Source organism: Algoriphagus vanfongensis DSM 17529 (genome assembly GCF_000429465.1).
In the GTDB taxonomy this organism is placed as follows: Bacteria; Bacteroidota; Bacteroidia; order Cytophagales; family Cyclobacteriaceae; genus Algoriphagus; species Algoriphagus vanfongensis.
This window is the reverse complement of the sequence record NZ_AUBX01000017.1, coordinates 139,421-166,275: the sequence shown is the minus strand read 5'-3', so window position 1 is coordinate 166,275 and position 26,855 is coordinate 139,421. Positions and strand designations below refer to the sequence as shown.

Annotated in this window: 32 protein-coding genes and 1 tRNA gene; 5 read left to right on the top strand and 28 right to left on the bottom strand. The window is 39.9% G+C overall.

Annotated elements, in window-relative coordinates; translation table 11 throughout:
- Positions 1 to 2 precede the first annotated feature (2 nt).
- The 9 genes from traM to G460_RS22145 are packed head-to-tail and all read right to left on the bottom strand — an operon-like array spanning position 3 to position 8,644.
- A complete protein-coding gene (traM, locus tag G460_RS0117960; protein ID WP_026956655.1) occupies positions 3 to 1,220 on the bottom strand; it encodes a conjugative transposon protein TraM in 1,218 nt (405 codons plus the stop codon).
- Positions 1,210 to 1,647, bottom strand: a complete 438-nt coding sequence (locus tag G460_RS22150) for a hypothetical protein (protein WP_026956654.1) — start codon at positions 1,645 to 1,647, stop codon at positions 1,210 to 1,212. Before G460_RS22150 ends, traM begins: the two co-directional genes overlap by 11 nt.
- Entirely contained in the window at positions 1,625 to 2,233 is a 609-nt protein-coding gene (gene traK / locus G460_RS0117950; RefSeq protein ID WP_026956653.1) for a conjugative transposon protein TraK, read from the bottom strand. Before traK ends, G460_RS22150 begins: the two co-directional genes overlap by 23 nt.
- Before the next feature lie 2 nt (positions 2,234 to 2,235).
- Positions 2,236 to 3,390, bottom strand: a complete 1,155-nt coding sequence (locus G460_RS0117945; RefSeq protein WP_026956652.1) for a TraJ family protein — start codon at positions 3,388 to 3,390, stop codon at positions 2,236 to 2,238.
- On the bottom strand, positions 3,387 to 4,169 hold the full coding sequence (locus G460_RS0117940) for a hypothetical protein (protein ID WP_026956651.1): 783 nt from the start codon (positions 4,167 to 4,169) through the stop codon (positions 3,387 to 3,389). The genes G460_RS0117945 and G460_RS0117940 overlap by 4 nt, the downstream gene beginning before the upstream one ends.
- Positions 4,166 to 4,828, bottom strand: a complete 663-nt coding sequence (locus G460_RS0117935; protein WP_026956650.1) for a hypothetical protein — start codon at positions 4,826 to 4,828, stop codon at positions 4,166 to 4,168. Before G460_RS0117935 ends, G460_RS0117940 begins: the two co-directional genes overlap by 4 nt.
- The gene (locus G460_RS0117930) at positions 4,825 to 5,478 is read right to left on the bottom strand and encodes a hypothetical protein (RefSeq protein ID WP_035464669.1); all 654 of its coding nucleotides are present in this window, start codon (positions 5,476 to 5,478) and stop codon (positions 4,825 to 4,827) included. The genes G460_RS0117935 and G460_RS0117930 overlap by 4 nt, the downstream gene beginning before the upstream one ends.
- A complete protein-coding gene (locus G460_RS0117925) occupies positions 5,475 to 6,137 on the bottom strand; it encodes a hypothetical protein (protein ID WP_026956648.1) in 663 nt (220 codons plus the stop codon). Before G460_RS0117925 ends, G460_RS0117930 begins: the two co-directional genes overlap by 4 nt.
- Positions 6,134 to 8,644, bottom strand: coding sequence for a TraG family conjugative transposon ATPase (locus G460_RS22145; RefSeq protein WP_245578749.1), 2,511 nt, complete (start codon positions 8,642 to 8,644; stop codon positions 6,134 to 6,136). The genes G460_RS0117925 and G460_RS22145 overlap by 4 nt, the downstream gene beginning before the upstream one ends.
- An 87-nt stretch (positions 8,645 to 8,731) precedes the next feature.
- Here G460_RS22145 and G460_RS23355 point away from each other — a divergent pair, with 87 nt between their 5' ends.
- The gene (locus G460_RS23355) at positions 8,732 to 8,878 is read left to right on the top strand and encodes a hypothetical protein (RefSeq protein WP_169817529.1); all 147 of its coding nucleotides are present in this window, start codon (positions 8,732 to 8,734) and stop codon (positions 8,876 to 8,878) included.
- A 46-nt stretch (positions 8,879 to 8,924) separates the two neighbouring features.
- Here the strand turns inward: G460_RS23355 and G460_RS0117910 are convergent, their stop codons facing one another.
- The 9 genes from G460_RS0117910 to G460_RS0117870 all read right to left on the bottom strand — a co-directional run bounded on the left by G460_RS0117910 (position 8,925) and on the right by G460_RS0117870 (position 14,295).
- The gene (locus G460_RS0117910) at positions 8,925 to 9,230 is read right to left on the bottom strand and encodes a DUF4134 domain-containing protein (protein ID WP_026956646.1); all 306 of its coding nucleotides are present in this window, start codon (positions 9,228 to 9,230) and stop codon (positions 8,925 to 8,927) included.
- 60 nt (positions 9,231 to 9,290) lie between these two features.
- Positions 9,291 to 9,614 (bottom strand): DUF4134 family protein, encoded by a 324-nt coding sequence (locus G460_RS0117905; protein WP_026956645.1) that lies wholly within the window; start codon positions 9,612 to 9,614, stop codon positions 9,291 to 9,293.
- Positions 9,611 to 9,982, bottom strand: coding sequence for a hypothetical protein (locus G460_RS0117900; RefSeq protein ID WP_026956644.1), 372 nt, complete (start codon positions 9,980 to 9,982; stop codon positions 9,611 to 9,613). The genes G460_RS0117905 and G460_RS0117900 overlap by 4 nt, the downstream gene beginning before the upstream one ends.
- Positions 9,983 to 9,984: 2 nt before the next feature.
- Positions 9,985 to 10,329 carry a hypothetical protein gene (locus tag G460_RS22140; protein WP_051316105.1) on the bottom strand — a complete coding sequence of 115 codons (345 nt, stop codon included), beginning with the start codon at positions 10,327 to 10,329 and terminating at the stop codon, positions 9,985 to 9,987.
- Complete coding sequence (locus tag G460_RS22135; protein WP_035464666.1) at positions 10,308 to 10,958, bottom strand: ParA family protein; 651 nt, start codon at positions 10,956 to 10,958, stop codon at positions 10,308 to 10,310. The genes G460_RS22140 and G460_RS22135 overlap by 22 nt, the downstream gene beginning before the upstream one ends.
- Positions 10,959 to 10,968: 10 nt before the next feature.
- A complete protein-coding gene (locus tag G460_RS22130; protein WP_026956643.1) occupies positions 10,969 to 12,297 on the bottom strand; it encodes a relaxase/mobilization nuclease domain-containing protein in 1,329 nt (442 codons plus the stop codon).
- The gene (locus tag G460_RS0117880; protein ID WP_051316104.1) at positions 12,294 to 12,659 is read right to left on the bottom strand and encodes a plasmid mobilization protein; all 366 of its coding nucleotides are present in this window, start codon (positions 12,657 to 12,659) and stop codon (positions 12,294 to 12,296) included. Before G460_RS0117880 ends, G460_RS22130 begins: the two co-directional genes overlap by 4 nt.
- Before the next feature lie 149 nt (positions 12,660 to 12,808).
- On the bottom strand, positions 12,809 to 13,729 hold the full coding sequence (locus G460_RS0117875) for a helix-turn-helix domain-containing protein (RefSeq protein ID WP_026956641.1): 921 nt from the start codon (positions 13,727 to 13,729) through the stop codon (positions 12,809 to 12,811).
- Positions 13,726 to 14,295, bottom strand: a complete 570-nt coding sequence (locus tag G460_RS0117870) for a GNAT family N-acetyltransferase (RefSeq protein WP_026956640.1) — start codon at positions 14,293 to 14,295, stop codon at positions 13,726 to 13,728. The genes G460_RS0117875 and G460_RS0117870 overlap by 4 nt, the downstream gene beginning before the upstream one ends.
- 659 nt (positions 14,296 to 14,954) lie before the next feature.
- On the opposite strand from G460_RS0117870, the gene G460_RS22750 reads away from it, so the two are divergent.
- From G460_RS22750 to G460_RS0117845, 4 genes are all read left to right on the top strand, one after another.
- Positions 14,955 to 15,344, top strand: coding sequence for a helix-turn-helix transcriptional regulator (locus G460_RS22750; protein ID WP_051316103.1), 390 nt, complete (start codon positions 14,955 to 14,957; stop codon positions 15,342 to 15,344).
- Positions 15,345 to 15,411: 67 nt separating this feature from the next.
- Positions 15,412 to 16,158 carry a ParA family protein gene (locus G460_RS0117855; RefSeq protein ID WP_026956639.1) on the top strand — a complete coding sequence of 249 codons (747 nt, stop codon included), beginning with the start codon at positions 15,412 to 15,414 and terminating at the stop codon, positions 16,156 to 16,158.
- Between the two features lie 7 nt (positions 16,159 to 16,165).
- Entirely contained in the window at positions 16,166 to 16,435 is a 270-nt protein-coding gene (locus G460_RS0117850) for a hypothetical protein (protein WP_245578748.1), read from the top strand.
- 292 nt (positions 16,436 to 16,727) lie between these two features.
- Positions 16,728 to 17,846: a hypothetical protein gene (locus G460_RS0117845; protein ID WP_026956637.1), complete on the top strand. Its 1,119-nt coding sequence runs from the start codon at positions 16,728 to 16,730 to the stop codon at positions 17,844 to 17,846.
- A gap of 248 nt (positions 17,847 to 18,094) precedes the next feature.
- Here G460_RS0117845 and G460_RS0117835 read toward each other — a convergent pair whose 3' ends face one another.
- From G460_RS0117835 to G460_RS0117790, 10 genes are all read right to left on the bottom strand, one after another.
- Positions 18,095 to 18,505: a hypothetical protein gene (locus tag G460_RS0117835; RefSeq protein WP_026956636.1), complete on the bottom strand. Its 411-nt coding sequence runs from the start codon at positions 18,503 to 18,505 to the stop codon at positions 18,095 to 18,097.
- Between the two features lie 609 nt (positions 18,506 to 19,114).
- Positions 19,115 to 19,507, bottom strand: coding sequence for a transposase (locus G460_RS23105; RefSeq protein WP_157366956.1), 393 nt, complete (start codon positions 19,505 to 19,507; stop codon positions 19,115 to 19,117).
- A gap of 419 nt (positions 19,508 to 19,926) precedes the next feature.
- Complete coding sequence (locus G460_RS0117825; protein ID WP_026956635.1) at positions 19,927 to 20,574, bottom strand: hypothetical protein; 648 nt, start codon at positions 20,572 to 20,574, stop codon at positions 19,927 to 19,929.
- Positions 20,575 to 21,078: 504 nt separating this feature from the next.
- A tRNA-Ser gene (locus tag G460_RS0117820) sits at positions 21,079 to 21,166 on the bottom strand.
- Positions 21,167 to 21,314: 148 nt separating this feature from the next.
- Positions 21,315 to 21,962 carry a hypothetical protein gene (locus G460_RS0117815; RefSeq protein ID WP_026956634.1) on the bottom strand — a complete coding sequence of 216 codons (648 nt, stop codon included), beginning with the start codon at positions 21,960 to 21,962 and terminating at the stop codon, positions 21,315 to 21,317.
- Between the two features lie 112 nt (positions 21,963 to 22,074).
- Positions 22,075 to 23,142, bottom strand: coding sequence for an asparaginase (locus tag G460_RS0117810; RefSeq protein ID WP_026956633.1), 1,068 nt, complete (start codon positions 23,140 to 23,142; stop codon positions 22,075 to 22,077).
- A complete protein-coding gene (locus G460_RS0117805) occupies positions 23,139 to 23,915 on the bottom strand; it encodes a TatD family hydrolase (protein WP_035464724.1) in 777 nt (258 codons plus the stop codon). Before G460_RS0117805 ends, G460_RS0117810 begins: the two co-directional genes overlap by 4 nt.
- Complete coding sequence (locus G460_RS0117800) at positions 23,912 to 25,015, bottom strand: glycosyltransferase (RefSeq protein ID WP_026956631.1); 1,104 nt, start codon at positions 25,013 to 25,015, stop codon at positions 23,912 to 23,914. The genes G460_RS0117805 and G460_RS0117800 overlap by 4 nt, the downstream gene beginning before the upstream one ends.
- Positions 25,016 to 25,639, bottom strand: a complete 624-nt coding sequence (locus G460_RS0117795) for a polysaccharide deacetylase family protein (RefSeq protein ID WP_026956630.1) — start codon at positions 25,637 to 25,639, stop codon at positions 25,016 to 25,018.
- 3 nt (positions 25,640 to 25,642) lie between these two features.
- On the bottom strand, positions 25,643 to 26,854 hold the full coding sequence (locus G460_RS0117790) for a PP2C family protein-serine/threonine phosphatase (RefSeq protein WP_026956629.1): 1,212 nt from the start codon (positions 26,852 to 26,854) through the stop codon (positions 25,643 to 25,645).
- Position 26,855: the final 1 nt, after the last annotated feature.

Here is a 26,855-nt window from a genome sequence, read left to right as displayed (position 1 = left end):
ATTCAATTTTGGTTTTGGATCATTTTTTCATTTGCCTGCAACTCGCTCGGATCGATCAGAAAAACAGAAGTTCCATACTTGATATTGGCCTTATTCTTTTTGATAGTTTTAGAAACAGCCTGGGAAGTTGAGGTAAACATTCTTTGAAGTGCAGACATATATAGCTGGCTCAAATCATCTGAGTTTTGCTGCATAGAAATGTTCATCCCTCCGGTAGTATTGCTTCCGAGTTCCTTGGAGAATTCCCTAAAAGCACTGGCTGGAACATACAATCCTTCCATTCCGTCCACATCATAAATTGAAAGGTTGATTGGGTAGATTTTATCACCCAGCATCACTGAAGTAATGCTCAGCTTTACCCGCTGGGCATCATAGCCAGAAATCAAAGCATAGAGGTAAGTTCCTTTTCTGACCATGGCATCCCCAATCAGAATATCATCCAAAAGTCGGATTCTTAGCCTGGAACCAAGCGTCCCATTTTTAATGTCCTGATCTATAATCGCCTCAATAAAATCCCTCTTCTTTTCTTTGGTGACGGTATTGAAAAGGCTTGCCGCTCCTTCGGACTTTTGAACTCGATAAACCTCTTTTTCGGATTCCTGAATCGGCGTTTCTTTTTCCTTTTGCTGTTGCTCTTGATAGGCAGGATCATTCGCTTTAGAAATGGAATCTATGAGCACCATTTGTGCTTTGAAGAGATCCATTGGATCTTCGTATTTGTTAGCTGGAGCAGACTTCTTATTTCCTTCTAATTGGTTGATTGCCTTCAGTAATTCCTCATCCTCTTTGGAAAAAGCCTGTGTATTTGAATTAGCTTGATTTACCGCTGAAATAGGATTGGAAACTTTCGCATCACCTGAATAAAATCCAGAATTTTTCAGGGCGTTATCAATGGAATCTAGCAGCCTTTTTTCCTCTTCATTATAAAGACTCTTAATCTGACTTGATTCTTCAACTTCCAATTCCAATCCTTTGATGGCCGTGTAGCCATCATTTCCTCGCCTATAGGCTTCCCTAGAAGCTTGCATCTTGGAATCGATCCCTTTGTTTTGAATTTGTTCAGATACCTTACCTATCTGATGCTGAATCCCACTAAGTCCTTCAATTGGGATTGCAGGGCCTTCCTTGCTGAATGATTTATAGCCGTAAAACAGCAAGCACAAAAAGGGAAGCATGATAATCGGCAGAATGTACTTTGGCTGTTTAAAATTAATGTTCATCTTCTTTCGGTTGATTGTTGAAGTATTGCAATTGCTCAATTGCTTTTTCCAGATATGCTGAGTCCTCCTTCGAAATGGAGTCTTGCCCAATGATCCGCTCTATTTCAGTTTTCAACTCTGCCATTTTAATTGCTCTTGAAGACAGATTCTGAAAAGCTGACAATTCCTCACCTAAGCCCTCTGGGATTGTTTTCATTTCGTTTTTCAAACTTTCAGACTGATTACTGGAAGTAGGTTCTATCACAAAAAACGTGAGGACAAACGAGGCCACAATTACCAGGATCATGGAGCAAAAAATCAGTTTCGAATGCCGATCCAGAAAGGCCTTGGTCATGCACTCAAATGCTTTAACCTGTGGGGAGAACTCATTTTTAAATTCACGGAATACGGTCGTGTCTTTTACTTTAGAAGGTATTTTTCGAAACATTGGAGAGGTCTTTATTTTCTATGGTTTTCCAATTGGTGATCAACACCCCATGACTATTATTCTCACTTCTTGGGATATCAATCAATTCTCCTTCAGTGATAATCGAGCGGGTAATGGTGGCACTTCTTCGATCGATCTTTTGCTTGCCATAGTACCTGAATCGGTTTTGATCGATGACAATAGAATCCGTCTGTATAGAAAGCACCGAACTGGAAGAAAGAATGGAATTGAAATAGCCTTTTTCCTTTAAGTTGTTGTACTGGCCAACTCCTGTTTCATCCACGAAGTACATGGCCTTTCCCATCTGATATTCGATATGTTTATCGTCTGGCGTGAGGTTGAAAAAGAGGCTATGAAACAAATCAACAGCTGCTTTGTACTCTGCCGGCCTGTTCATTTGCATATTGGTCTGCTTTGCCAAAATGGGAATGTCATTATCCAGGATATAAATCGACTGTCTTGCATTCGCAACTTGTTGGTAGGCATAAGCCGATACAAATCCGCAAATGATGATGGAAGTCAATAAGCTTCCCATGGAAAGAAAAGTTGCCAACCTGATTTTTGATTCTATGTTTTTGATGATCATGGTTAGATTAGTTTAGCTCTTGAAATAGATTTGGAAGTGGAAGAACTCATCCTTCCAGCGGTAGTTGCTGCCGAGGTGATCCCAGAAGTAGAAATGATCCAAGTGGAAATCGATGGCACAGTTGTAATTGCGATGGCAGTGACAAAAAAGGCAACTATCACAAGCCCGAAACTCAAAAAACCATTGGAGGCCAGCCATGCCATTTTTTCCAATCTATCCGCTCCGCCTCCGGTGGAAAGCAAATATTCGTATTTGTCGATTTCCACTTCTAAGGCATATTGTTGAAGTCTCCCAGTGATGTACAGGATCAAATAGGCAACTCCCACATAGAGATTAACCGAAACAAAACGGGCGATCCAAGTGGTAAAGGCATCCCGAAAAGCCGGGAGAATACTTGCAACAACTGAAAATGGACCAAGGATGACCAAAACAGTCGAATAGATAATCTGAATCATAAAAATGATATAGACACAGATTCTCAAAATCCAGATGGCAACCAATTCAATGATTTGCGTAGCAAGCAGCTGAAGGCTCGTTTGCATTCTGATCCGCATTTGGACAATGGGAGCTAGGATTTGATCAGAGAAAAATCCTTTTACCCCATCCACAACCACAGTCCCAAGATCCTTATCGGATTCCTCTGCCTGTTCGGATGCCATTTCGGTGACGGCTTGATATTCGACCAATTGATCAGCCATTTCCACCATATAGGCTGCTCGATCCAGTCTTAGGTCATTGTTTGTGTCATTCTGAGTTCCAAAAAGTGCTTCCGTTTTGGTAGCAATCAAATCAGTTGGGAATGCTACTATGTGACAGAAAATAGGCCACCACATCAAGAGAATTACCAAAGCGAAGGGCCTTAAAAGAGGCATGATTTCAAGTTTTTTATCCCCTGCCATCATTTCGTAGCATTTGAGGCTAAAGAAGATTAGCATGAAAATGCAGGCTAAGGTTTGGGCATCTTTCATAAATGGACCCGAATGGGCAAATCCATAATCCCTCATTTCCTCAAAAAAAGTCATCACTCCACGGTCGTAGATGCTGTTTCCCTGCAAATAGCTAATCGTTTCCTTGTATTCGTCATGATTGACAGACTGGGCAGAGCTCGTCATAGAAAAGACAAGGAATAGAATCAGTCCGGTGAATAGTTTCTTCATTTCAGGATCTGTGTTTGGTTGGCGATTTTTTTAGCTCTGTCCACCTCATCCTGTGATTCTGAAAAAGTGATTTCACCGCTAATTTTTCGATTGCTCAGTTTTCGAAAGGCCAGCATATTGGCAGACATATCAAGTTTGTATTGCCATTTCTCCAGGATTTCTCTCATTTCAAGCATAATTCTGTGATACATCAGGATTCGCTGACCTCTTTCCATATCCAGACTTTTTGCAAAACCAAAGCGCTCTGAGAGCGAAGCCATATTATTGAGATACCATTGATAAGCACCCTGCTTCGTCATGTACTCCACCACTTCGGAAGAAACTCCCTGAAAAGCTATTTCCTCTGCATTTTCCAATGGCTTGAGTTCCTTTTTGTAGTAGAGCTGAAAAAGGGGATCTGTGGCCGAAATAGCACCAGAAATACGAGCAATTTCTGCATTTGCCAAGTTTTTAATTGTATCCGAATGCTGCTTATAATAATCAGATGAAATCTGCATGGCAGCAGCCAACCCCAGTCTTTGGGTTTGTTCTCCTGCTGGAGAAAGAGGCCTTCTGTCCAAGTCTGGATAATTAGGATGCAAAGCCCAGGTAGAATACCAAAGAGGGTTTGTCGGTATGCCCAGGAATCGCTTTGGCTCTGGATAGAATTTATCCTCATCCCATTGTTTAAAAACCATTCTTTCCTGTTGTGCGACAATGGCCTTATCGTGAATTGGAGTTTGCCCGAAAAGCGAGACATAGAAAAAGCTAAAGATCAAAAATGTGAGTAGTGCTTTCATCGGTTAAGGATTTTCTGTTTGAGGATGATATCGTTGATCAGTGCTAGATCCTTGTTGATGTAGGATTGATAGGGATTAAGTGACCTGATCACACCATTTGACTTTGCCCAATAGATGCTATTCCGGGCAGAGATGACCAATGCAAGAATCACTTGCAGTTCCTTTTGTACGTCATTTAGAAGTTCGTCCCTGACATTGTAATTCATCAGCAGGTTTTCCCCTTCCTTTAAGATTAGGCTTGAGACTTCCGTTACAAGTTGGATGCTTTTGGTCTTTGCCTGAGAAGTATATTCTTCAGTAAAAAGGAATAGAACTGGATTTCCTGAAGCCAATTGAAATGCTTCAGCTGATATCGAAGTGATATCCAAAACCGTTTCTCCTATCATTCTAATCTGAATGGCATCTTTAAATCCCTCATTCACTTGGGTCAAGGAATTGACAATCATGGTCTGCACCATCGCTAAGCCGGAGGAATTGAGAATGATATCATCCGTGTTTTGTTTGATGATATCCAATGTTTTGTGGTAGCCTATTTCGCTGACATTCCTCATGGCAGCGTTTGCATTGACAATCGTAAAATGGTTTCGATCAAAAACTACTGTTTGAGAATTGGCTTGAAATGCACCGAAACACAACAAAAAGAAAAGGAGCTTTTTCATCGGGTTAGGGTTTTGGCGTTTTGAATAATTTCTTCGACCAAAGCCATTTCTGTGGCCACATATCCCAGATAAGGATTGACTCCTAAACTTCTCTCCAAATGGTGCTGCAGAGACTTTGAAGCGGTGTAAGAAATTCCATTGATTTCCCTCAACTCGTCAATAATATGCTGAAAAAGAATCCTCCGCTCGGAGACTTTCATTTGATTGACTACTCCGATACTTGCCGAAAGTCCAATGAGATAATTCATCAGGGAATAGGATCTTTCTACAAAAAGCTTTTCTGTTTCTATCGCAAAAAGTAACAAGCTTGGATCTTGCTGGCAGTAGTAAACAATCTGTTGTTGGTTATCAATGATTGAGTTCACTAAGGGTTCAGCCGTTGTTACAATTCCAAATGCATCGATCACAATGGACAGTTTGGCAAATCGTTCCTGAACAACTCGGTATTTTTCCTTCACCGAATTCACCAGATTCTTGTTTACTTCTTCATTAACAGCATTCTTCCCCTGATTTGCTTTCGCTTCTTTTTGAAGATTGTACTCAGACTTGGATTCGTCGACCAACTGATGTAGCAACGCAACATTCACCTGGGCATGACCCAATTCAATGTTAAAAAAAAGCACCAAAAGAAGAATGTTAAGGAACTTCATCGTTGTAGGATTTTGGTTTTTCTGGCGATATCCTGAGCTACTTGGATATCCAAATTGATATATCCTTGAAAGGGGTTTAAGGCTTTGACGAAACCCTTCATTTGGGCAAAATACATGGCGCGATACATGCCATAGGTATGGGATCTCAGGATCACCATTTCAGTCAAGATCTGATTGATCAGCTTCGATCTTTCCCCTGCATCCATCAGGTTATTTTCTCCCCCTTTAAGGACAAATGAGCTTACCTCCAGAGCCAAAGAGGTTGCTCTCTGCTGGAACATGGTACCGTTTTTTTCAGCAAATAGAAGTAGAGCCGGATTTTCTCCCGCCAATTCCATCACTTCATTCAAATCCCCTGAAATAGCCGTCGCCATCCTTGCAATTTCTTTTACATTGGAAAGATTGGTCAGAATAGAACTGACTTCGGAAAGTCCCTTGTAGATTTTGTCCTGCATCGTATTGACGATGGTAAGATTTCCGGTCACGGCCAATTGTCCTCTTTCGATAAGTGTCAATCGTTCATTGGTAGCCTTCAACTGAGAATTGATGACAGCAGAATGTGCAGCTGTGGCCGATGCAACGGCTGGATCTACATAAACAGCCTGTCCAAAAGCAGACCCTGAAAAAATCAGAAATAGAATGAATTGAAGGTATTTCATAAGGCAATGCGGTAATTGGTAGGCATCATGATTTCTCTAAATGGAATCCCCCTTTTATTTACTTTTTCAAAAAAGCTGTGGAGAGAAACCTTTGATTCTTCGAAGTCTTCAACAAATGCATCCAACCCGTCTTGGTATCCTCCAAAGGCATTTGTATAAATTTCTACAGCAGATTTTTCGGGTTTCTCAGTCGTGTATGTGAGGTATTGGTGCAAGGAAACTTCAACTCCATAAACCTCACCGGTAGAACCTCTTCGGATATAGACTTCCTTGAACCTTCCACGTCCATCTTGATTATCCAATTGGTTGATGGTGAAGATCTTTTTTCGCTCATTTTCATTAATGGAAAGCAAGGAGGCTATCTGGGAATAGTTGTCTTTGAATTTGGTCTGATCCAGAAGGCAAATAGTATCTGAATTATTGATGATGCTGTCTTTGACCACTTCATTGCCGATGATATCACCAAGCTCCTGTGTCACCACAATTGCTTCTCCCCAGAATTTTCGGACTGTTTTATAGAGATAAAGGATGTAGCCTGCCATCAATGGGGAGGCTATTGCCTTCCAAGCCTCTTCAATGATCAGGGCTTTACGGTATTTGAATCGAAATCTCATTTTCTGGATAAATACATCCATGATGATGAGCGTCACAATTGGAAAAAGCACCTTGTGTTCCTTGATGCTATCAATTTCGAATACCACAAAGGATTCAGTAAATAAGGAGCTGTCCACCTCTTCGTTTAGAAGGTTTTCGAATTCACCTCCTTTATAGAACTTTTTAAGAACGAATCGGAACTCATCGATTTCGAAACTGATTCGTTCTCTATCCATTATCTCGGGAATCTTATCCAGCGCGAACTCATAAAAGCTGTTGAAGCAAAGTCTATTGATTTTCCCTGACTCAGAAAAATAGGATGAGTAATACGCTGATATCGTATTTGAAATTACATCTGCCTCAACCTGAGAAACTGTTCCTTCAGCTGTCTTCCAAAGAAGTGAGACAAGCGTCAAGAGGTAGTCCTTTTTCTCAATGTTGTATTCCTCTTCAGAGATGGCAAAAGGATTGGTAGTAATTGGCTTTTCCTCGGTGTAAGTGATGTATTTCCCCTGGTAATACCGGCACAAACCCGAGTAGGAATGTCCAGTATCCACGATTACAACATCCATCAGCCATTTGGGATCTGGTCTATTGTTCCACATGCAATACTGCTCGATGAGTGCATTCATGAAGAATGATTTTCCTGAACCAGAAGGGCCAAGAACAAACTTGTTTCGGTTGTTGATCCGATTGAACTGCATCGGCAAATCAGCTGGATCGATTTTCAAGGGAATTCCTTGACGATCAGTGAAACGAATCTGAAAACCGCTTTCCTCATCCTTATTCAGTGATTCTTTTAGGAAAAAACACAAGGCAGCATCTGACGTGGTCAAAAAGTAATCGTACACCTTCAGCTCTGCCGTATTGCAGGGAAGGATCGTCCTGAACAGTTCCAGTTGATTGTACGAGTTCTTGTTAGCGACAATTCCTTGTTGGAACAAAGAGGACTCGACATAATTACAAGCCGATTGGATATGCTCCTTTTTAGCGGAAACAACCACGTTGAAATGGCAATTGACTAGAAGTTGGTTATGCCTTGCCACATCTTCCAAAAGCCTATCAATATCTTCAACACATAAATTATTGGCTGGATCGGGTATTCCTGAATGCCGTTTACGCTTGAGTTCAAGCTTGGTCTGGATTGGCCTCTGCTCAATAATTTCAATGACCTGATTGTAAACCACTGTTTCGAAATTTGGGATATCGAACAGGAAACCCATATTGTCAATTGGGAACCCTTTGAGGCTATCCTTGTCATTTCGCTCCAGGTGAGTCTTAACCTGTTCAGGAAGCTCGACTTTGTCAGTATCTACTAAGGAAATCGACCGAAAGGCTCTATCCCCACTTTCTACTTGAGTTTCCTCAGAAAGCAGATTATCCAGTACAATCCCTTCTTGATGAAAATTCATACTGAGGATTCGCTTGACATAGCGATCCGTTTCCGCTCGATTGAGAGTTTCAGCTTTGATACCTGTCCTTCCAAATAGGTCTGTGATCTTTCCAAGTGTTTGAATAAAATCATTAACCGACTTCTCGCTATATCTGCCTTTTGATCTTTTGGTGATTACCAAAAAGGTCTTCAGGTCTGTATATTCCCGCCCTTGGAAATGCTCGTCATACTTTTTCTGTAAGTACTCCTTTGAGCTATTTTCACAGTAAAGTTTCCTTGAAAAAATATCCTGCTTTTGAATCAAATGCCCCTCACCAAGGATTTTGATCACATTGGTATAAAGCTGATGGAAAGTATCATACTTTGATGAATCAGCCGAATATTGAATGACAGGGTTATCCAATTTTAGAGTGACTCCAAAATCACCCTTCAGATTGAATAGAAAATGGAATCCATTGATCTCATTTTCAATCCCTAAATAGGGTAACTTAAATTCATTCTTTTTCTTCTTGAACATCATTTGATTGATTTTAAAGAGGTCGAGATTTGAAAAACCCCGAGGTACCTTGTTTTGCTGTGAAGTCCTTTTTTCTGTTGCTGGGAAGTGATGAAAAGACCAGAAACGACTACTGAAATGGTGATTGCACCTCCTAAAACCATGCTGGTCAAACTGCCAATTAGTCCTCCCAACACGACTCCAATCACCAGTGAGGCGATGCCCCATCCGATAAACTTTCCTTGGAATCCACGATAAATAAGGGGTTTTTGAAGCCCCTTATATATCGGAAATTGCTTGGCCATTAGACTCCGAAAAATGCTTTAATGATCACGCTGACCAACACTAAAAACAGACAGGAACCGCCCCAGCCCATCAATTCTTTATTGATATCCTGATCTCCGGAATTCCATTTGATGTAGACCCTAATGCCTCCAATAAGTCCGACAACTGCTCCGATCACCAGACAAAGGCTTGCCACAGGATCTACATAAGCTAGAAGTGAGGATTCTGCTGCTGTAATTCCCTGCACTCCTTGAGCTTGAGCAGAAATTGAAACAATGGCCATTGCTAAGGCACTTGAGATCTTTTTTGTGGTTCTGTTGAACATGATTTTTGTGGTTTTAGTAAGAAAATATTTCATGGACTATATTGAATTGGTTGTATAGTTTTAGGAAAGTGGAACTCCGTAAAGTCCGCTCAGAAAAAACCCAATGGTTGCTAGAAACAAGCATGCTCCAAACCAGCTGATCACCTGAACATCTATATGATGCCGACCCATCTGCCAATTGTTGTAGACTCGAAGACCTCCGAGCAATCCAGAAACCGCTCCGACTACAAAGGCCAATCTTGAGAGTGCGACGTAGAATTTCTCCATATCATCCCCTACCCTATTGAATTCTGACACTCCAGGAGGAGACTGAGCGATGCTTTCTGAACACGACAAAAGCAGAAATAGAAAACCGCTGACTAGAAAATATTGACCTATTCTCATGAGTACACGATGCTTTTTTTCATTTCAATTGTACCTTCTTTCGCTAGTGCAAACAAGGAATCGATATTGGTCACTCCTCCAGATGACTTGCCTGGATTCACGGCTTTGATTTCTATTCCATCAACTTCTTCCGTTTCCTTGATCGGATTATTTGCAATGGAATTAGCTGGATTCGGAACTATTGGTTCATCATCCTCAATGACTGTAGGTTTCTCGTCAAACTCTGTTAGATCTGACTCGAATGTGTAAGCATCGCCTTCTTGGATTCCTACAACTCGAGGCTTGCGCAATACATCGATTATGACATTTGCGGCATAATACACTACATAGAATAGGGCTAGGTATAGAAAGAAGTCTGTCCAGGTCATCGTTAAATCTTATTTAGTGACTGTTTTATTTCATTGATCAGTTCAGGGTTTTCCTTGAAAAACTCCCAGCATAAAAAATTCACAAAGGAGGTCACATCCACTCGAAAAGTGGGATTCAGAAGCTTCAAGACTTCTTCAGTTCTAGCATCTATTCGAATCAATCGTTTTGATTCCCCTTTCACTTCAAATTTTCTCATGCTTTCCAAAAGCTTATTGATATCTGATGCTTCCTTGTCGACATTATCATTTTCTTCAGCTACTGATGGCAAAACGTCATGATTTTCACCGATAGTTATCTCAGCTCGGACACCTTGCACCAACTTATTTATATAGTCTCCGCTTCCCATGTAGATTCCGTTTCTATGTGGTCATCAAAAATTTTATTGAAAATTGGATCCAGGATAGGAACCAAAGTTTCAGGCGTATAGGAAGTGGTCAGACGCTGAAAATCTATTCTGTCAGATACTGGGGAGCTGAGTTCTCCAAATTGCCCCAAAGCTTGGTTGACAGATTCCAGCGTTTCGTACTTGACGGAGGATTTGACCCGATTGGGAATCAAGATGATTTTGCTTGATGGGTTCACCTTTTTGACCACGTAGCAAAACTCAAAAGTGCTGGTCACGCTATATTCGTCATAGCAGAAAGGGCAAATGATCAATTCAGACTCTTTGAAAACTTGGATCAGATTATCGTCATCCATTTTCCCAGCCAAGTCAATGACTGTTAGCTGAGCTGGATATAGGCTTACTTTCTTTTTGATGGACTTAAATCCAGGAATATTAGCAAGCTCAACTTCATACAGCTTTTCATTCTCCAGCAGATCCGAATTGAGGTATTTGTTGTACAAAGACTGCTGAAAGTCCATGTCAAAAACCTTCACTTTTCGATTCCTTTTTTGGACTGCGAAATTGGAAAACAGCACCGCCAGTGTACTTTTTCCAACTCCTCCTTTTTGGTTCGCAAACAGTATGATCATGCTAAAATTTTTATCTCGTGATTTCATTGTCTCCTTTGCGTTTCTTGTTCCTTCTCCTGCCATGGACAGCCTCATCATCCACGTCATTAGCGATATTGAGCATTGGGATCAAGTCGAATTCCTCCTGAGTTTGAGTTCTTGATTGATCGCCTGACTCACTGAAATATTTAGCTAATGCCAGCTGTTGATCTGGCGATAAAATGTCTTTGGTTGGAACATCACCTTGGGAGGTTTTCAGATAGGAATTCCCATCTCGATTCTCAAATTGAAGTGAATGGTACTCCATTCCTTTTCGAACTGTTGGAAAATCGTTTAGCGCGGATTGAAGCTTTACTTTTCCACCAATCTTGTCAACCAACAGCTCTTTTATCTTATCCTTGGATTGGTAGGACTTTCTCTCTCCCTCTTGCTCCATCAAGCTTTTCAATGGAAATACTTCACTCCCTTTGAAAATGATCCGGCTGGAATTATCGATGATGGAATAGCCATAAGGAGTCTTACCTTCTTTCCCATGAAATTTCAGTTCTACGCCAAACTTGTCTTTAAGGAAATCTCCTAGATCCGAGCGATAGCCAATTGGTTTTTGGTTCTTTCCATCATGTGTTGGCTCAAAAAGTGGGATCGGCTTAGTTTGATAAACCTTGGAGTATTTGTCGAGAATTGCTTTCAGCTGAAAAGCCCTGGACTTATTCAATTCATAAGATTGGATTTTCTGATTGATCTCTGATAAGGACATTGTCCCTTGAACTGAGCCATACTTGATCAACTCCAACTGTTCATTTTTTTCTCTCAGCTTGAATCCCAGGTTCTCCAAAATCATCATTCCTTGAGCCTTTGTACTGAAATGAAACTCTTTTAGCTTTTCGATAGCCTTTCCAGCTTCATGCTTTGGATTCAGTCTCATGATTTCATTGATCACTTCTTGAGCTCTCAGTTTTTCAAAGGAATCGTTGATCTTCTTTCCTTCTTTATCAATTCTGGAGGAGACGATATGAACATGATTGTTTGCGGTGTCCTTGTGAAAAACAATCAGGAAAGGATTACTGCCATATCCCATTTTATCTACCCACTCATGAGCGATATCGGTTAGCTGCTCCTTGGAATACTCTCTCCCTTTACAACTGATCATGGCATGGAATTGCTTGTCTTTGACAATGGAATTCCTGTTAGAATGAGCCATCAAATAGTTTTTGACTTCATGAGGACCTACCTCCTTTGTATCTTGGAGATATCCGAAATTTCGAAGTCTGGTCAGCTCCCCTTTTTCATTCTGGGTTTTGTTGGTGTTGTATGTCACACCATTGAATGAACTTGTACTGGAAAGAATCTTAACTCTCATTTGATTATCTGATAGATCTGCTTTAAAACCTTATTCATGAAATCCCGATATTCTAGATGTTTCATCATCAATTCGGTATGATCCCTAAATACCTGAGGTGAAATCTTATCCCTGTAGGTATTGGCATGTTTTGCCAATTGATTGATGTTATTGTTCACTCTAGCTTGCTCTGAAACAATTTTCTCAATAGCATTTAAGATTCCGTTAGTGTCAATGATCCTTGCTTCTGAACCCTTGAGTTTCCTTCTGACCAGTTCGCTTTTCGAGATATTGAGACGTTTTGATTCGGCTATTATCTGTGCTTCTTGGCTCGGATGAATCCTAAATGCCACCAATTTCAAATTGGAAGCATTGTCTTTCATCGATCTGAATTTTGAGCAAGTAATGGGATCCGCTAGGTGAAAAAAAATACCTAGAACTGCGCAAAAATGATAAATAGGCATATATGCGTATCTGTATATCTATATACGCATATATGCCTACTTGATGGGTTTACACCCTTATTTTTGAATTATGAATAAGAGTTTAATGAGTTGATCAACTCTACTCTGTTTTTGCTTTCAGACTTCTTGTAAATCGCCTGAAGGTGTTTATTTACTGTTCTTTCTGAAATAAAAAGTATATCTGCGATTTCTTTGCTAGTCAAACCCAGTGCTGCTTGTTCAGCAACTTCGCATTCTCTTTTGGTCAACCCAAGTTCCGTGCATCTTTGGTTGAAAAAAGCAGTTTGATCGATTTGGGTTTTCTGATCAAACCCATTCAATTTTTCGAAAGCCTTTCTGTTTTCGTAAATGACATTTCGGATAAACAAAAAGGTGATGATGATAAATCCAATATTGGTACACAATACTTCGAAAAGTTGAGAGGCATCTATGTAGCTAAAAACAGGAAGCAATACCCAGGGACACATCGCTGCATAAGTCAAAATCGCTTCCACTGGATTTTGTGTACCCTTGAACTTCCTCCTGATGCATAGAAAGATTTTCACATCTAAATAAATGGCATAGGCCAATGGAATTGCCAAACCATACCAAATGGTGAAAGGAAGATCATCCAGCAAAGGAAGTCCTATCAAAAAGAACAAAACAAAAGGAGCGATAAGGAAAATCCAGATGCCTACTTTGGAATCCCATTTCAATTCATCCAATCCAAAAACCCGATAAAAATAGTATGGAAAAAAAGCTCCCATTACAAAGCCTGAACCATAGGCCAGGTTCAATTGTACCTTTTCAGAAAATGGCAAATTAGGATCAGGATACAATCCTCCAGTGACATTGTAAATGATCAATAAACCCAACAAAATCAGGTAATACTTCCGATTTTTATCAGATGGATTTTGTAGGTAAAAAACTAACTGAGATACGAAAAATAATACCTCGCATACGACGAAGATAAACGTCACAAGGTGCATATCTGTGCCGAATACTGTCATACCAAATCCTTTCTATAGAAGTTAAACAAGAAGCCAAATTGGCTGGAAGAGGAATAAACTGAGAATCCTAAATTCTCATACCACTTAAAATTGCGTTCAGTAGATGTCTCCAAACAGACAGGTAAATTCCTTTCTCTGGCCATGTCTAGAATTGACTTCATGAGATTGGATCCCTCCCCTTTTCCCTGGCTTTCTGGATCTACACCAATAAACCAAACATAGAGAAATGGTTCTTTGGGCTGAGTTTCTTCGATGCTTGATTCCCGTTTGAGAACTTGGGGAATTTTGGGAATCCCAATTCCTTGAAGAGCCAGTTTCAAATCCCAAACCCATAATTTAAAAGGCTTACTCTTTTGATCTGAATATTTAATCAACGCGCAAGAATTACCGGAATCAGAAACAAATACTTCCCCATTCTCCAAACAGTTTTCCAAACTGTACTCCATGAGAACTTTCCTTCCTTTTTCGGTTTTCCCAACCACAAAGTCCACGGATTTATTCCCCTTGAATGACTCTACTAAAATGTTGATGATTTTTTTTCGATCCTGTTCGATGAATTTTCTCATGAATAAGTCTTTTAAAATTTAACCGAGTTGCGAGGTTGAATAATCCTTTTGGGGAGGATTCTGCCAAGAATCCCACAAAAGGCAAGTCGGTGTTTGGAAAAGAAATTCGGTAGAATTTGTTATACAAATACACAACTTGCATGGAACACGCAAAAGGTTCCTCAACCCTCATTTTGGGATATGATACATCCAAACCTTCAACGCTCGCAAATCTTTGCCCGTATCCAAAATCCCCAAAAATTGACTAAATACCCAGGTAAGCATTCAAAAAAACGCAGGATTACAAGTAAATACGAAGTCTATATCCATATATATAGATATAAACATATGTAGATATATAGAAATCACATTAAACCTGTTTTAAAATACATTTATAGACATATATTTGTCTTAAATTATTCATTGAAAAGCTGCAAAAGGAAAATAGGGAGCAGAAATCATTCACCCACATCCGATAATGCTTTCCTTCAAATTCTATTTCAGCAGATTTAAGAGCTTATAAATCGGAGCTTATTCCGATCCTAGGTTTCCTCCCAAATTGGATGATTTATAAAAGGGCTATGGACTATTCCGTTTGAATATATCTATATATACAAATATATGGTTTTGCGATATTTTCTACGGCATTTAGACCAACTGAATCTTGACACATAGTATTAATGACTGAAAATCAGCGGTTAAAAATTGTTAGAAAATTTTTAAAAAGAACCCAGGTGGACTTTGCTTCCTCTATTGGGTTGACTCAAGCTGGCTATTCAGATATTGAAAGGGGCAAGAACAATGTCTCTGGAAAAATTAAGATTCTCCTCAAAAGAGAACATTATGTCAATATAAGTTGGCTGGAATCTGGTGATGGGGAAATGTTCTTGCCGATAGGTGAAAGCCAGGATGTAAAAGAACAACAACTAATATTGAGCCTTCGATCAGAAATTGAAAAGCTTCAAAAGGAAGTCAATCAACTAGCATCCGAGAATAGCCAGTATCGTGAACAAGCCGATTCCATGAACCAAATCATCGAAAAACTCAAGGCAGAACTGAATAAAAAATAATTACATTTTTATATAAAAACATCTTTGCCTAAATACTTTTTTGTATCTTGGATTAAACTCCAAGCCAATGAAAACTATATCCATCATGAACCACAAAGGGGGAACAGGTAAAACTACTTCCTCCATCAATATCGGAGCTGGTCTGGCAAAAAAAGGACTGAAAGTCCTCTTGCTGGATATCGACTCTCAAGCAAATCTTACAGAGGGATTGGGAGTTGCAGATCCTGAAGAATCGGTCTATGACTCTATCCGGGAAAATAAAAAATTACCGGTCCTGAACATTTCTGACAACCTGGACTTGGTTCCTTCTTCCATTGATCTTTTAGGAGCAGAAATGGAAATTGTATCCAAAATAGGAAGAGAGCAAATTCTCAACAAACTGCTTAAACCACTCAAGCAAAACTACGATTACATCTTAATTGATTGCCCCCCTTCGGTAGGACTCTTGACAGTGAATGCAATGGTAGCTTCCGACACCATTCTTCTCCCGCTCCAAGGAGAATATTTCGCATACAAAGGAGTAGACCGGCTATTGGGAATCGTCCAGGAAGTGAAAGAAAACCTCAACGAAAAACTGGACATTGGTGGTGTCTTTATCACCCAAATCAATACACAAAGAATCCTCACCAAAACCATTGTCGACAAGCTAACAGAAGATCTCCAGGATAAAGTATTCAAAAGCAAAATCCGAATCAATGTGGCTTTGGCTGAAGCTCAGCTGCAAGGGCAAAGCATCTTCGATTATGCTCCGGAATCCAACGGAGCCAAAGATTACGAAATGCTAGTCGAGGAAATTATCACCAAACTAAACTGAAATCAAAATGGCTAAGAAGCTAAACGATCCAAGCAAGGGAAATAAGAACCTTGGAACTCCAAAAAGAGGCCTTGGGATGCTGATCAACTCAGAACCTGAATCACAACAAAAAGAAAAAACTTCCAGCAAAGAGTTTGATACTGAAGATGTGAAAATCTACTCTCTCCGAATCCCAACCCCCATGTTTGACAAACTAAAATATGAGATTGGCAGAGAAACAAAATTATCAATGCGAGATATGATTTTAAAGGCAGTTGCGGAGCATTATGGGATCTAGCCACGATCTAACTGCTCGTTTTTCGAACTTTGTGAATAGCGAGCGTTAATTTCAGCCATTTTAATATAAGCAAGTAACATAAGACTAACGGCTAATAAAATATGACCAAATTTAACTGCCAAAAAACCTTAATCCATTCTTTTTCCATAAATGAAATAAATATACTAATCACGAAGATTATCCAAAAAAGAATTCGAGTCTATTAGAAAACAGATGAAATTAAATATAAGTCAACTTTTTAAACTATTTTATTAACTTGTTTTCAATCACTAAACCCAAAAAAAACAATCTAATGAAAATTGCACTTTCGCTTAGCGCTATTTTTTTAACATTCTCGCTTTCGGCGCAGGAATATACCTTCAAAAAAGTAAAAGAATTCCGTGTAGAGAGTTTAGCTGGAGTAGGTATAAGGGATTACAATCCGAAACTTAATCATTTTGTTGGATTCATTGATAAACGGTCAGAAGGCATAGAGCTGGCTATTTTTGATTCAAATGGTAAAATATTAAATAGTCACAAAAGGGAGGGAGAGGGGCCTGAAGATTATCAGTCATCCGCTTTAGCAATGGGGTTTTCTCCTGAAGGAGACGTGTTTGTTCAGACTTCACTAGAGCTTGTGAAATATGATACTGAGTTCAAAATGATAAGCAAAGTAAAATTTGAGCCGAAGTCATCAACTGTTATTTATTCTGGACCAAGGTCTAAGTTTGTTCCATTGACGAGAGGGGAGCAAATTTCATTTATTGTAAACGGGACTAACCTTAATAATAGGGGTGTTAATGATATCCCTAAAAAGATGGATATGATTGAATACTATGATGCTGGTAGTCAAATAATAAAAACAATAATTCCATTGTCAAGCAGAAAAGTTTTTCAGGGAATAGAAGATGAGGTATTTCCAGTGAATATTAACCCAATTTTCACCATTGATTCACGGAATAGCAATTTGTATTTTACAACTTCAATTGATAATGAAATCACTGTTTATAATGCCATCAACTGGAATGTAATTAAAAGAATCCCAGTCAAACATGAGTTTTTTAAAGCTTTGGATGATATACCGCTAAGTGAGTCAAATTTGGGACCTACGAATAAACCACCGCTTTTTTCTCGGAACCGAGAACTATTAAAGTTTGACTCCGATTTATTGGGACTTATCTATATAAAGGAGATCTCTGAAGCGGCGAACGAATTGAGGAAAAGTGAAGAAAAATCTTTTTGGATGAACGACCCGGAGTTTCAAAGAGTAATACTTTTTAAAAACGGAATTCAGCTATCTGGTGAGCTTACCATTCCTTCAGGATTGATTCAATTGACGTTACCTAATAACAGAGTTTTGGTAAAAGTGGTAAATGAAGAGGAAGAGCTCGATTATTATCTATTTGAGATATGGGAACTGGTGGAGAATTGACCCAAGCAAGGGAAATAAGAATCTAGGAACTTCAAAAAGACCCCCTGGGATGCTGATCACCTCAGAACCTGAATCACAACAAAAAGAAAAAGCATCCAGTAAGGAGTTCGGCACCGAAGATGTAAAAATCTTCCGCAATTTTCTCTGGCCTTAGAAGGGGCCAGAAAATCCCAGAATAACTTTTCCTATCACTTACACACTTTGCGGGATGCTACCCAGGAGGGATTTTATTTTAAAAATTCCCAAAGTCAGGTTAAGCCATCCTTCAAAAATGCACCTGCTAATCCGGCTATCAACCACCCCCACTTTGCAGATCTTATATCCAACTCAGCTCTTTTGATTTCCAGATCGAAAAACTTTTTCTTTTTCTCATTTTCTATAGAGTGATACTTTACTGCATCTTCGATTGTGGCAAAAGACATTCCGTGCATGGTGATGGTTGCATTGATTTCATTTCTATTTTGATGTCTCAAACGAATCAATCCCATCTCTTCCATAAAATAATACAGGTGAATATGCTTTTCTGGATAGGGAAGTATCTGGCCATGTTTTTTGGATATCCAAGCATCCAAATGAACGATAGCATGTGATTTTGAGTCTTTGAGCTTATCTAGTAAGATTCCCATATACTTCAATTCTGAATCTAAAATGTCATCCATTTTTCATTTTTTAAATTTCGTTGGTATAGGAATAAAGCTAACTTAAAAACCAATCCATGTCAAAATTGACGTTTTGGAATTATTCAAGTCTTCGGACCATCTTTTTATTCTAAAATCAGTAAGTGGATTTATGGAATATTTTACCTGCTGATATTTTTTTGACCGCCTGTATAATTTTGGATTTTTAATGACATAATGAGACGTGCCCTTCATTTTTTGTGTTTTGAAAGACTATTTTGTCGCTGTGAATAATTAGTGATTTTTACTTAAACCCCTCTGGGTGTAGTCAAAACACCGTGGTGACTGGGTGAAGTTTGCAACTTCACCCTAATATCATAACCAATTTGCAATTGACTTAGAAACCTTAACTACCAATAATCTATTTCTATCAAACCCACCCTTCAAACCAGAATAATTCCTAGCACTCGAGTATAAATATTCTTCCTCGTTTTAGACAATTCCTGCCCTAACTGCATTCTCTTGAATGTAGGTCATACTACTCTCAATTATTTCTGACCGATACAATTCTATCGCATGATTGTCATAGGTCCTAAATTGTAAATCTTCTGATTGCCTATTAAACTCAGCATGGTACTCAAAAAATCATCTTCATCCATTCTCGCCTGCTTTCTGTGGATTCTCAGGGATCATTTTCAACAACTTCTTACTTGTGAACTTCTTGAAATCCCGGATCCAGTCCGACAACTTGCCAGCTATTTGCTGTCCTACCAAATGAATATGATTGCATATGATTACATAGCCATATAAATACAACCCTTTCTCACTCCGGCAATAAGTAAGGTTTTCCAAAACAAAGTCCCAGTAAACTTTCCTGTTGAATACATCTGCCCACCCTACTACCTGAAAAGTAAGAAAATAAAGCATTTCTTGATCACTTACCTGGTAGGGCTCTACCATAAAAGGATGTTTTCGACAAGTAGCAAAATACATCCCGACTATTCGAGGATTGTATTGATAGTAAGATGTAGTTACTCCCGACATATCGAGGACTACACCTAGTCAACGGCATTTCATAAATCCACCCTACTCTAATCCAAAAGGGTTTTTTATCACTTAAATCAATACCCAAAGGATTCTCACCAAAACCATCATGGATAAGCTAAACGACCCAAGCAAGGGCAATAAGAACCTAGGCAATAAGTAAAGAGGCCTAGGCATGCTGATCAACACAGAACCTGAATCACAGCATTAAGAAAAAGCACCAAACAAAGAGTTCGACACTGAAGTTATAAAGATCTACTCGCTCCGAATCCTTACTCCCATGTTTGACAAACTCAAATATGAAATCAACAGAGAAACGAAATTATCTATTCGGGATATGATTTTGAAGGCCGTGGCTACCAGCTAAATGGGATTTGATAAACTTGATCAATTTTCTAAACCTATGAAAAAGTTTTTTTTTATTCCTGTCGGAATTTTAGACGAGGTATCTGAACCGAATCCACCACAATAGAAATATCCTTCAACCCCGGCAAAGGGACCTTTAGAGATTCGGCACCTGAGGTTGAAAGTAATATTCTGTATTCTTTCTGATATTTAAAAAAAGCATCTTTATGAAACAATGTTAAATCACCATCAAAATGGTTATGTTCATAGTATTCCACGCTTCTTCTACTAAAAGCAACTTCCATTTCTTCTAAAGACTTATCTAAAGTCTGAAAAAATTTATGACAATTATAAATTATAAGCGCTTTAGGACTTTCACAAAACATTCTTTCATCTACATCAAACGATACGCCTAATTTATCGGAATCCAAATTGTATAATGAACAAATATTGAATGGAATTGGATCTTGATATTCTTGATATTGAACATGAAAGTTGTCGAAAATCTCGTGAAATGGTACTTCAACCCCGTCGATAATTACAGTAAATTTTTTCCCTTGCTTTATTCTATGATTGCCCTCCCTTGGATCATACCGACCGAATTGATCTTTTTTACATGATCTAAATGACCTGAGAGGACTAAAATAGAGGTATTCCTTTTCATATGAATCATTTATATTACCCTCCGCACCAAATTTAACAAACCCTAATAGCATAGTCATAAATATACTAAATGACCAACATATAAAATTTGAATCATGCTGCAACTAGTAAATTTGATATTATTTATTTGCAAATGTTTTTGAAAGGTCCTTAAAACATTCCGTACTTTTCTAAAGAAACAGAAAAGTTTTAGTTGCTTCAAACATTAAAAGCATTGGAATTTACTTTTTTTATTGGATATTTTAATCCCATTCTCAAATCCCACCCATTTTAAGTCCGTTTTTCAAGACTTAAAAGACACGGCCACAAAGAACTACCTTTCCCTCTCCGTAAAGCCTTCCAGCAAGCTTAAAAAGCCTTAATGAATGAATTCGTACGAATCGTACAGCTCGTACCCCTCGTACCGTACGAAAGTACGAGTTGGAAAAAGGCTATCTTCTGGAAAATTTATTCTGAAGCTCTTTTTTGATCAAAAAACGGATGAATTCGCTACTGATTTCGCTACTGATTTAAAAAATAAAACCCTAACTATCACTTTTTCAGATAATTAGGGTTTTTACTTGCAGAGAGGAAGGGATTCGAACCCTCGATACCCTTTAGGGGTATACACGCTTTCCAGGCGTGCTCCTTCAACCACTCGGACACCTCTCTGTGTTTGATCTACCGACCCTCGTACCGAATCGGAGTGCAAAGGAAGTAAATATTCCCTCTTTTGACAAACTATACCGAGAAAATTATTGAGGTCTGACAGGTTTTTAAATGCTTACAATCCCTTCCTGAAAGATGAATTCACCTCAGATCACTTATTCGAAAAAGTAACTAGCTGATAACCTGTGGACTCAATTTGAATTTGAGATTCTGAAAAGTCCGGTGTAATAGCTACCTCCGCCAGATCAAATTCCATATTGAACCAAGAATCGTATTGAATTATTTCACATGGCTCAGACTCCAGCTCTTTCAGCAAGAACCCTGACGCGTTTGACAGACTGAGTTTTGAGATCAAATAATTACCTGAGTCGTTTTTGGCATTATACACCATGACCAATAGCTTTTTGGTCTCAGAATTATATAATGCAAAATAGGGCCTGCTAACTCCCTGACTTTCTGTTCCGAAATTTCGAAATACCAGACCCCAACCTTTTTCGACCAAAACCGGCGGCTCAGCCACACTCAATGCATTTCCCTGAGTAAACCACGGCAGGGTAATTTGTCCACTGACCACCTTCCCTTCTTGATTCAAAATATGTACAGGTAAATACGGAGAAGATGATTTCCAATCCCAAGCCAATTCAGAGTTAGAAGTTTGATGAGCTATACCAAAAGAGAACAACTCCTCCACAAACACCAATTCTTCCTCTTCGATAGCCGGTTCATCAGATTGATCGACACTGCATCCCAAGAAGATGCTTACAAGCGAAACAAAAATTATTTTTTTCCAAAAATCCATCTTAAAAATTAGGTTAGAGTTTTGACCTAAATATAAAACTAGAAAGATCTCCTTTGGGAGATCTTTCGAAAGTTTTTTTTATAGAATGAAATTCAACACTTTAACCCTTATACTAAGCAGTCATTTCCCCAGCTATAGGAATAGTCAGTTTTCGCCGAATTTCTTCGGTAGTTTTCTCCTGACCAAGCAAAAACATCAGCTTGGTGACTGCCGCTTCTGTTGTCATATCAGCACCACTGACCACTCCTACGTTGAGCAGCTCTCGGGAAGTCTCGTAGCGTCCTTGGATCACACGGCCGCCATTGCATTGGGATACATTGAGAATGATCAATCCTTTCTTCACGGCCCTTTCGAGTGACTTCATAAACCACGCTTCGCTTGGACTATTTCCTGACCCATAGGTCTCCAACACTACCCCTTTGAGACCTTCTATGGCAAAGCAGGCATCCATCACTTTCTCAGTGATACCCGGAAAAAGCTTCAATACCATCACACGATTATCCAGATCATTCAGATTTACTAATTTTCGGTGTGACTCGTAAGGGCGGATTGCAGCTGTATTGTAATCAATGACGATTCCTGACTCAGCTAGATTAGGATAGTTTTCTGACTCGAAAGCATCGAAGTGCACGCTCTGCACTTTTTTGGCACGATTGCCCCGAAGAAGCATGTGATTGAAAAAAACACAAACCTCTGGCACAATAGGGTAATCATCGATTTTGGCCGTTGCGATTTCAAGACTGGTCATTAGGTTTTCCCTGGCATCTGATCTCATTGCTGAGATCGGCAACTGAGCCCCTGTGAAAATCACCGGCTTGTTCAAGCCATGAAGCATATAGCTGAGCATGGAAGCTGAATATGCCATTGTATCCGTGCCATGTAGCACTACAAAACCATCATAACTATCGTAGTTTTCATAGATGATATAGGCCATATCCTTCCAGTGGTGCATGGATACATTGGACGAATCGATAGGCTCCGGAAAAGAGATCACCGTGATCGCAATATCCATATTGGACAGGATGGGGATTTTTTCCAAAATCTGACCAAAGTTAAATGGCACCAAAGAGCCTCCTTCATCATAGGCCATCCCTAGAGTACCCCCAGTATAAATAATCAATACGGACGAAGTTCTGCTGGACTTGATCTGGGTATTGAGTCTAATGATCTTATAATTCATAGCTTAAACTCTTTGAAAAGGTTCAAAGCATTTTCTTTTGTCTGCTTGGCTACATCCTCCTTGCTCAGGTGCACCAAGTCTCCTACTCTTTCGGCAATATAAGGAAGATAGGCGGGAGTATTTCTTTTCCCACGAAAGGGAACAGGTGACAAGTATGGGGCATCCGTTTCCAAAACCATATTCTCTATCCCGATATGGGGAAGCACCTGATCCAAACCTCCATTTTTGTAGGTACTGACTCCCCCGATCCCCAGGAGAAATCCCATTTCAATAATTTGATTAGCTTGAAGCAGATTCCCATTGAAACAGTGAAAAATCCCTCTCAGCTTTCCATCATGTTCCTCACGAATGATCTCAATGGTTTCATCCATCGATTCCCGACAGTGTAGCACTATGGGAAGTTGCTTTTCTTTCGCCCAGGAAATTTGAGTCCTAAGAGCACTTTTTTGCTGCTCAAAAAAAGTCTTGTCCCAATACAAATCCAACCCAATCTCTCCCACTGCCGCAAATGGCCTCTGGTCGAGCCAGTTTCTCATCACTTCCAGCTGCTTTTCAAAATCCTCTTTTACATCACAGGGATGCAGTCCCATCATCGGGATGCAAAGATCTGGGTAGCGTTTTTCGCAATCCAACATCGCCTCTATCGTAGAGACATCCACATTGGGCATGAAAATTTTCTCTATTCCTGCGGCCCGGATCTCAGCGATCACTTGATCTCGATCCGCATCAAACTTACTGGAATAGATATGAGCGTGTGTATCTAGTAGGTTCATGGGTATATTCTGGACTTCCATTGTATTGGAGAGGGCCAAAAGTAATAAAGAATTGTCAGGGAGGTGGTAGGAAAAAAGTAAAAATCAAAAGCCAGCAGTCTGGTAAAGGATAATTTAACCCCCGCTTTACCCGCAAATAGCCTAAGAAAACATGCCTGTAATGCAGATTTAACAAGTGCTAAAAATAGGATCCCAGGCCCAAGCTGATAAATCATCCACCCGACAAACGGAAAATAAAGAAACTGAATCGCCAAGACAAGCTTCCAATAGAATGGAAGAGTCATGACTCCAGCCATCCATCGCTTCCTCTGCTTGAGAAGTCTGGCTAAACCGAGCTCAGCTTTGGTTTGTACTTTCGTTTCCGATCTCACTTCCCACCTAATTTCATAGCCTAGGGATTGAATCACCTTCGTGATTTCCAGATCTTCGGTCATGCTAAAAGGCAAACTATGAAATCCTCCACACTCAATATAAGCACTACGACTAATAGCCATATTATTTCCCATCCCACTGGATAGAATCCCTAAGTCAGAGGACACTTTGAGAAAACCCTCCGTATGCCACCAATCCAATTCCTGAAACTTCTGTAATAAACCAGACCCACACACTTGAGTGACCCCAACGACCATTCCGGTTTTTTCACTAAAACCAGCCAACACCCCTTGAATCCAATCTGAATTCACAACGCAGTCTGCATCTGTAAAAAGAAAATAGTCTCCATCGGCCAAGTCGGATAATTCAGCCAATGCCTTCGCTTTATAGTTAGTTGGCAAATCAGAATGAGATGTTTGAGAAATAATGACCCTAGCGTTTTTTCTTTTCTTGCACCACTCCTTCAAAATATCTAACGTACTGTCCGTACTTTGATCATCCACAAAGAGAAACTGAATTTTACTGGACGGGTACTTAAGCCGTGCAAAAGAATCCAACAATCGAGGCAAATGTTCTTCTTCATTCCGGGCCGCCACAAGAATAGAAACAGAAGGAGGGTCAACAAAATGATTGATAGCTTGGCTTTTCCAGCCAATACTGATCCACCCTATCAAGACTAGGTACTGAACTAGCAGCAAGGCACAGCATATTAGCAACCAAGCTCCCATCTATAGGACGTTAGTTTCCCAACCCTGATCCCCAATAAAATCTAAAACGTCCGGTAACAGCAGAGGCAATAGGGATCTGGTTTTTTCCTGATCATGAAAGAGTACAATAGAACCCAGCCTCGCATATTTTTTACAAACCCCTGCGATATGCTCCGCACTGAGATCGGGATCATAATCGCCAGTCAGCAAAGACCACATGATGACATCATGGGTTTTGGCAATTTCTCGCGCCTGAGTACTCTTCATCCATCCATAAGGAGGTCGAAATAAAGTAGGCCGACACCCTACTGTGTCTTGGATGACCTGATCACATTTTCTGACATTTGCCAGGTAGGCAGCAATTGGAGTTTTTATCCCCAAAAGATGATTGTAGGTATGATTCCCTATGGCATGCCCTTCATCCTGAATATCCCGAGCCAAGTCCGGATATTTGCGCACATTGTCTCCTACGACAAAAAAACTGGCTTTCATTTTCCTTTTCGCCAGTTCATTGAGCACATAATCCGTAGCTCCCGGCACAGGTCCATCATCAAATGTCAAGTATAGTTTCTTTTCACCTCCCTCCCAGATCCGCTGAGGGAAAAGCCATTTGGCAAGGGCTGGAGTTTTGTGAAAAAGAGGCATAAATTAAAAAAACCTAATACTAAACAGAGTCAGATCATCTCGCAGCGGTACTTCTCCCGAAAAAGTCTTCAATTCATCCAAAAACTCACTGTGGAATTGCTCTGGCACCAGCTCCATATTCTTCTGGACAAATTCAGCCAATCTCTCCTCTCCGTACTCATTTTCGCTTTCATCCATCGTCTCAGTCAGACCATCTGTATAGAGCTGAATACTGAAAGACTCTGGTATCTCTCTATGGCCGATTTCCATAAAAGGCAGCTCTTCAAAAGCTCCCAAGATCGTCGTACCCGCTTCCAACAGTTCAATACGATTCTCCTTTTCTTTGCAGAGTACAGGAGGGTTGTGTCCAGCATTGATGTACTCCAGTCGCCTGGTGACTCTGTCAAATTTCCCCAAGAAGAACGTAATAAACCGCTCACCTTTGGTGTTTTCAAAAAGTGTATAATTCAGCTGACGTACAATCGTCTGAAGGTCCGCATCACTTCGCAGCAATGTCCTCAGCGCCGCCTGAAAATTGGACATTAGAAGTGCAGCGGCAATTCCTTTGCCTGACACATCAGCCACACAAAAGTAGACTTCTTGATCCGTGGACTGGACAAAATCGTAATAGTCTCCTCCTACTTTGCTATGGGGAAAATAGGTCACTTTGGCCTGAATATCTTCTCCGTCTGGCAACTGATCCGGAAGGAGCATTTTCTGAACTTGCGAAGCGATCGCCACTTCTCTATTGAGTACTTCCTGTTGCAGTTGTTTTCTTGCAAATCGTTTATTTTCCAAAGCCACCACCAGAATATTGGTCAATGCCTGAGTAAAATCCAGATCCAATTCATCTTCCTCGTTTTTCCTTTTTAGAAAAAGAATTGCCAACATCTTCTCTTTGTGATAAACTGGCAAATACGTCTCCAACTCTTCAAAAGTATAGGCATCCTCTAGCTCCAACAGCAACTGCCCGCTTTCCTTTTCGTCTTTGATCTGGCTGTTTGTAATCAGGTCCGGCACATTTCCGCGCACTCCATGAGATATTTTCTTTTCAAACCCTGACTCCTGCTGCAAATACAATATCAGAGATTTGATATTGAGATGGACTAGGCAGGTAAATTTGAAAATATTAAGCAGTACTGCCTCAGACTGATTCTCATTGATCGCCTGAGTGATTTCCAGTAGAGCTTTGAGCTCTAATTCTTTCCGTTGGTATTTGTCGTTTTCTGAAATCAAC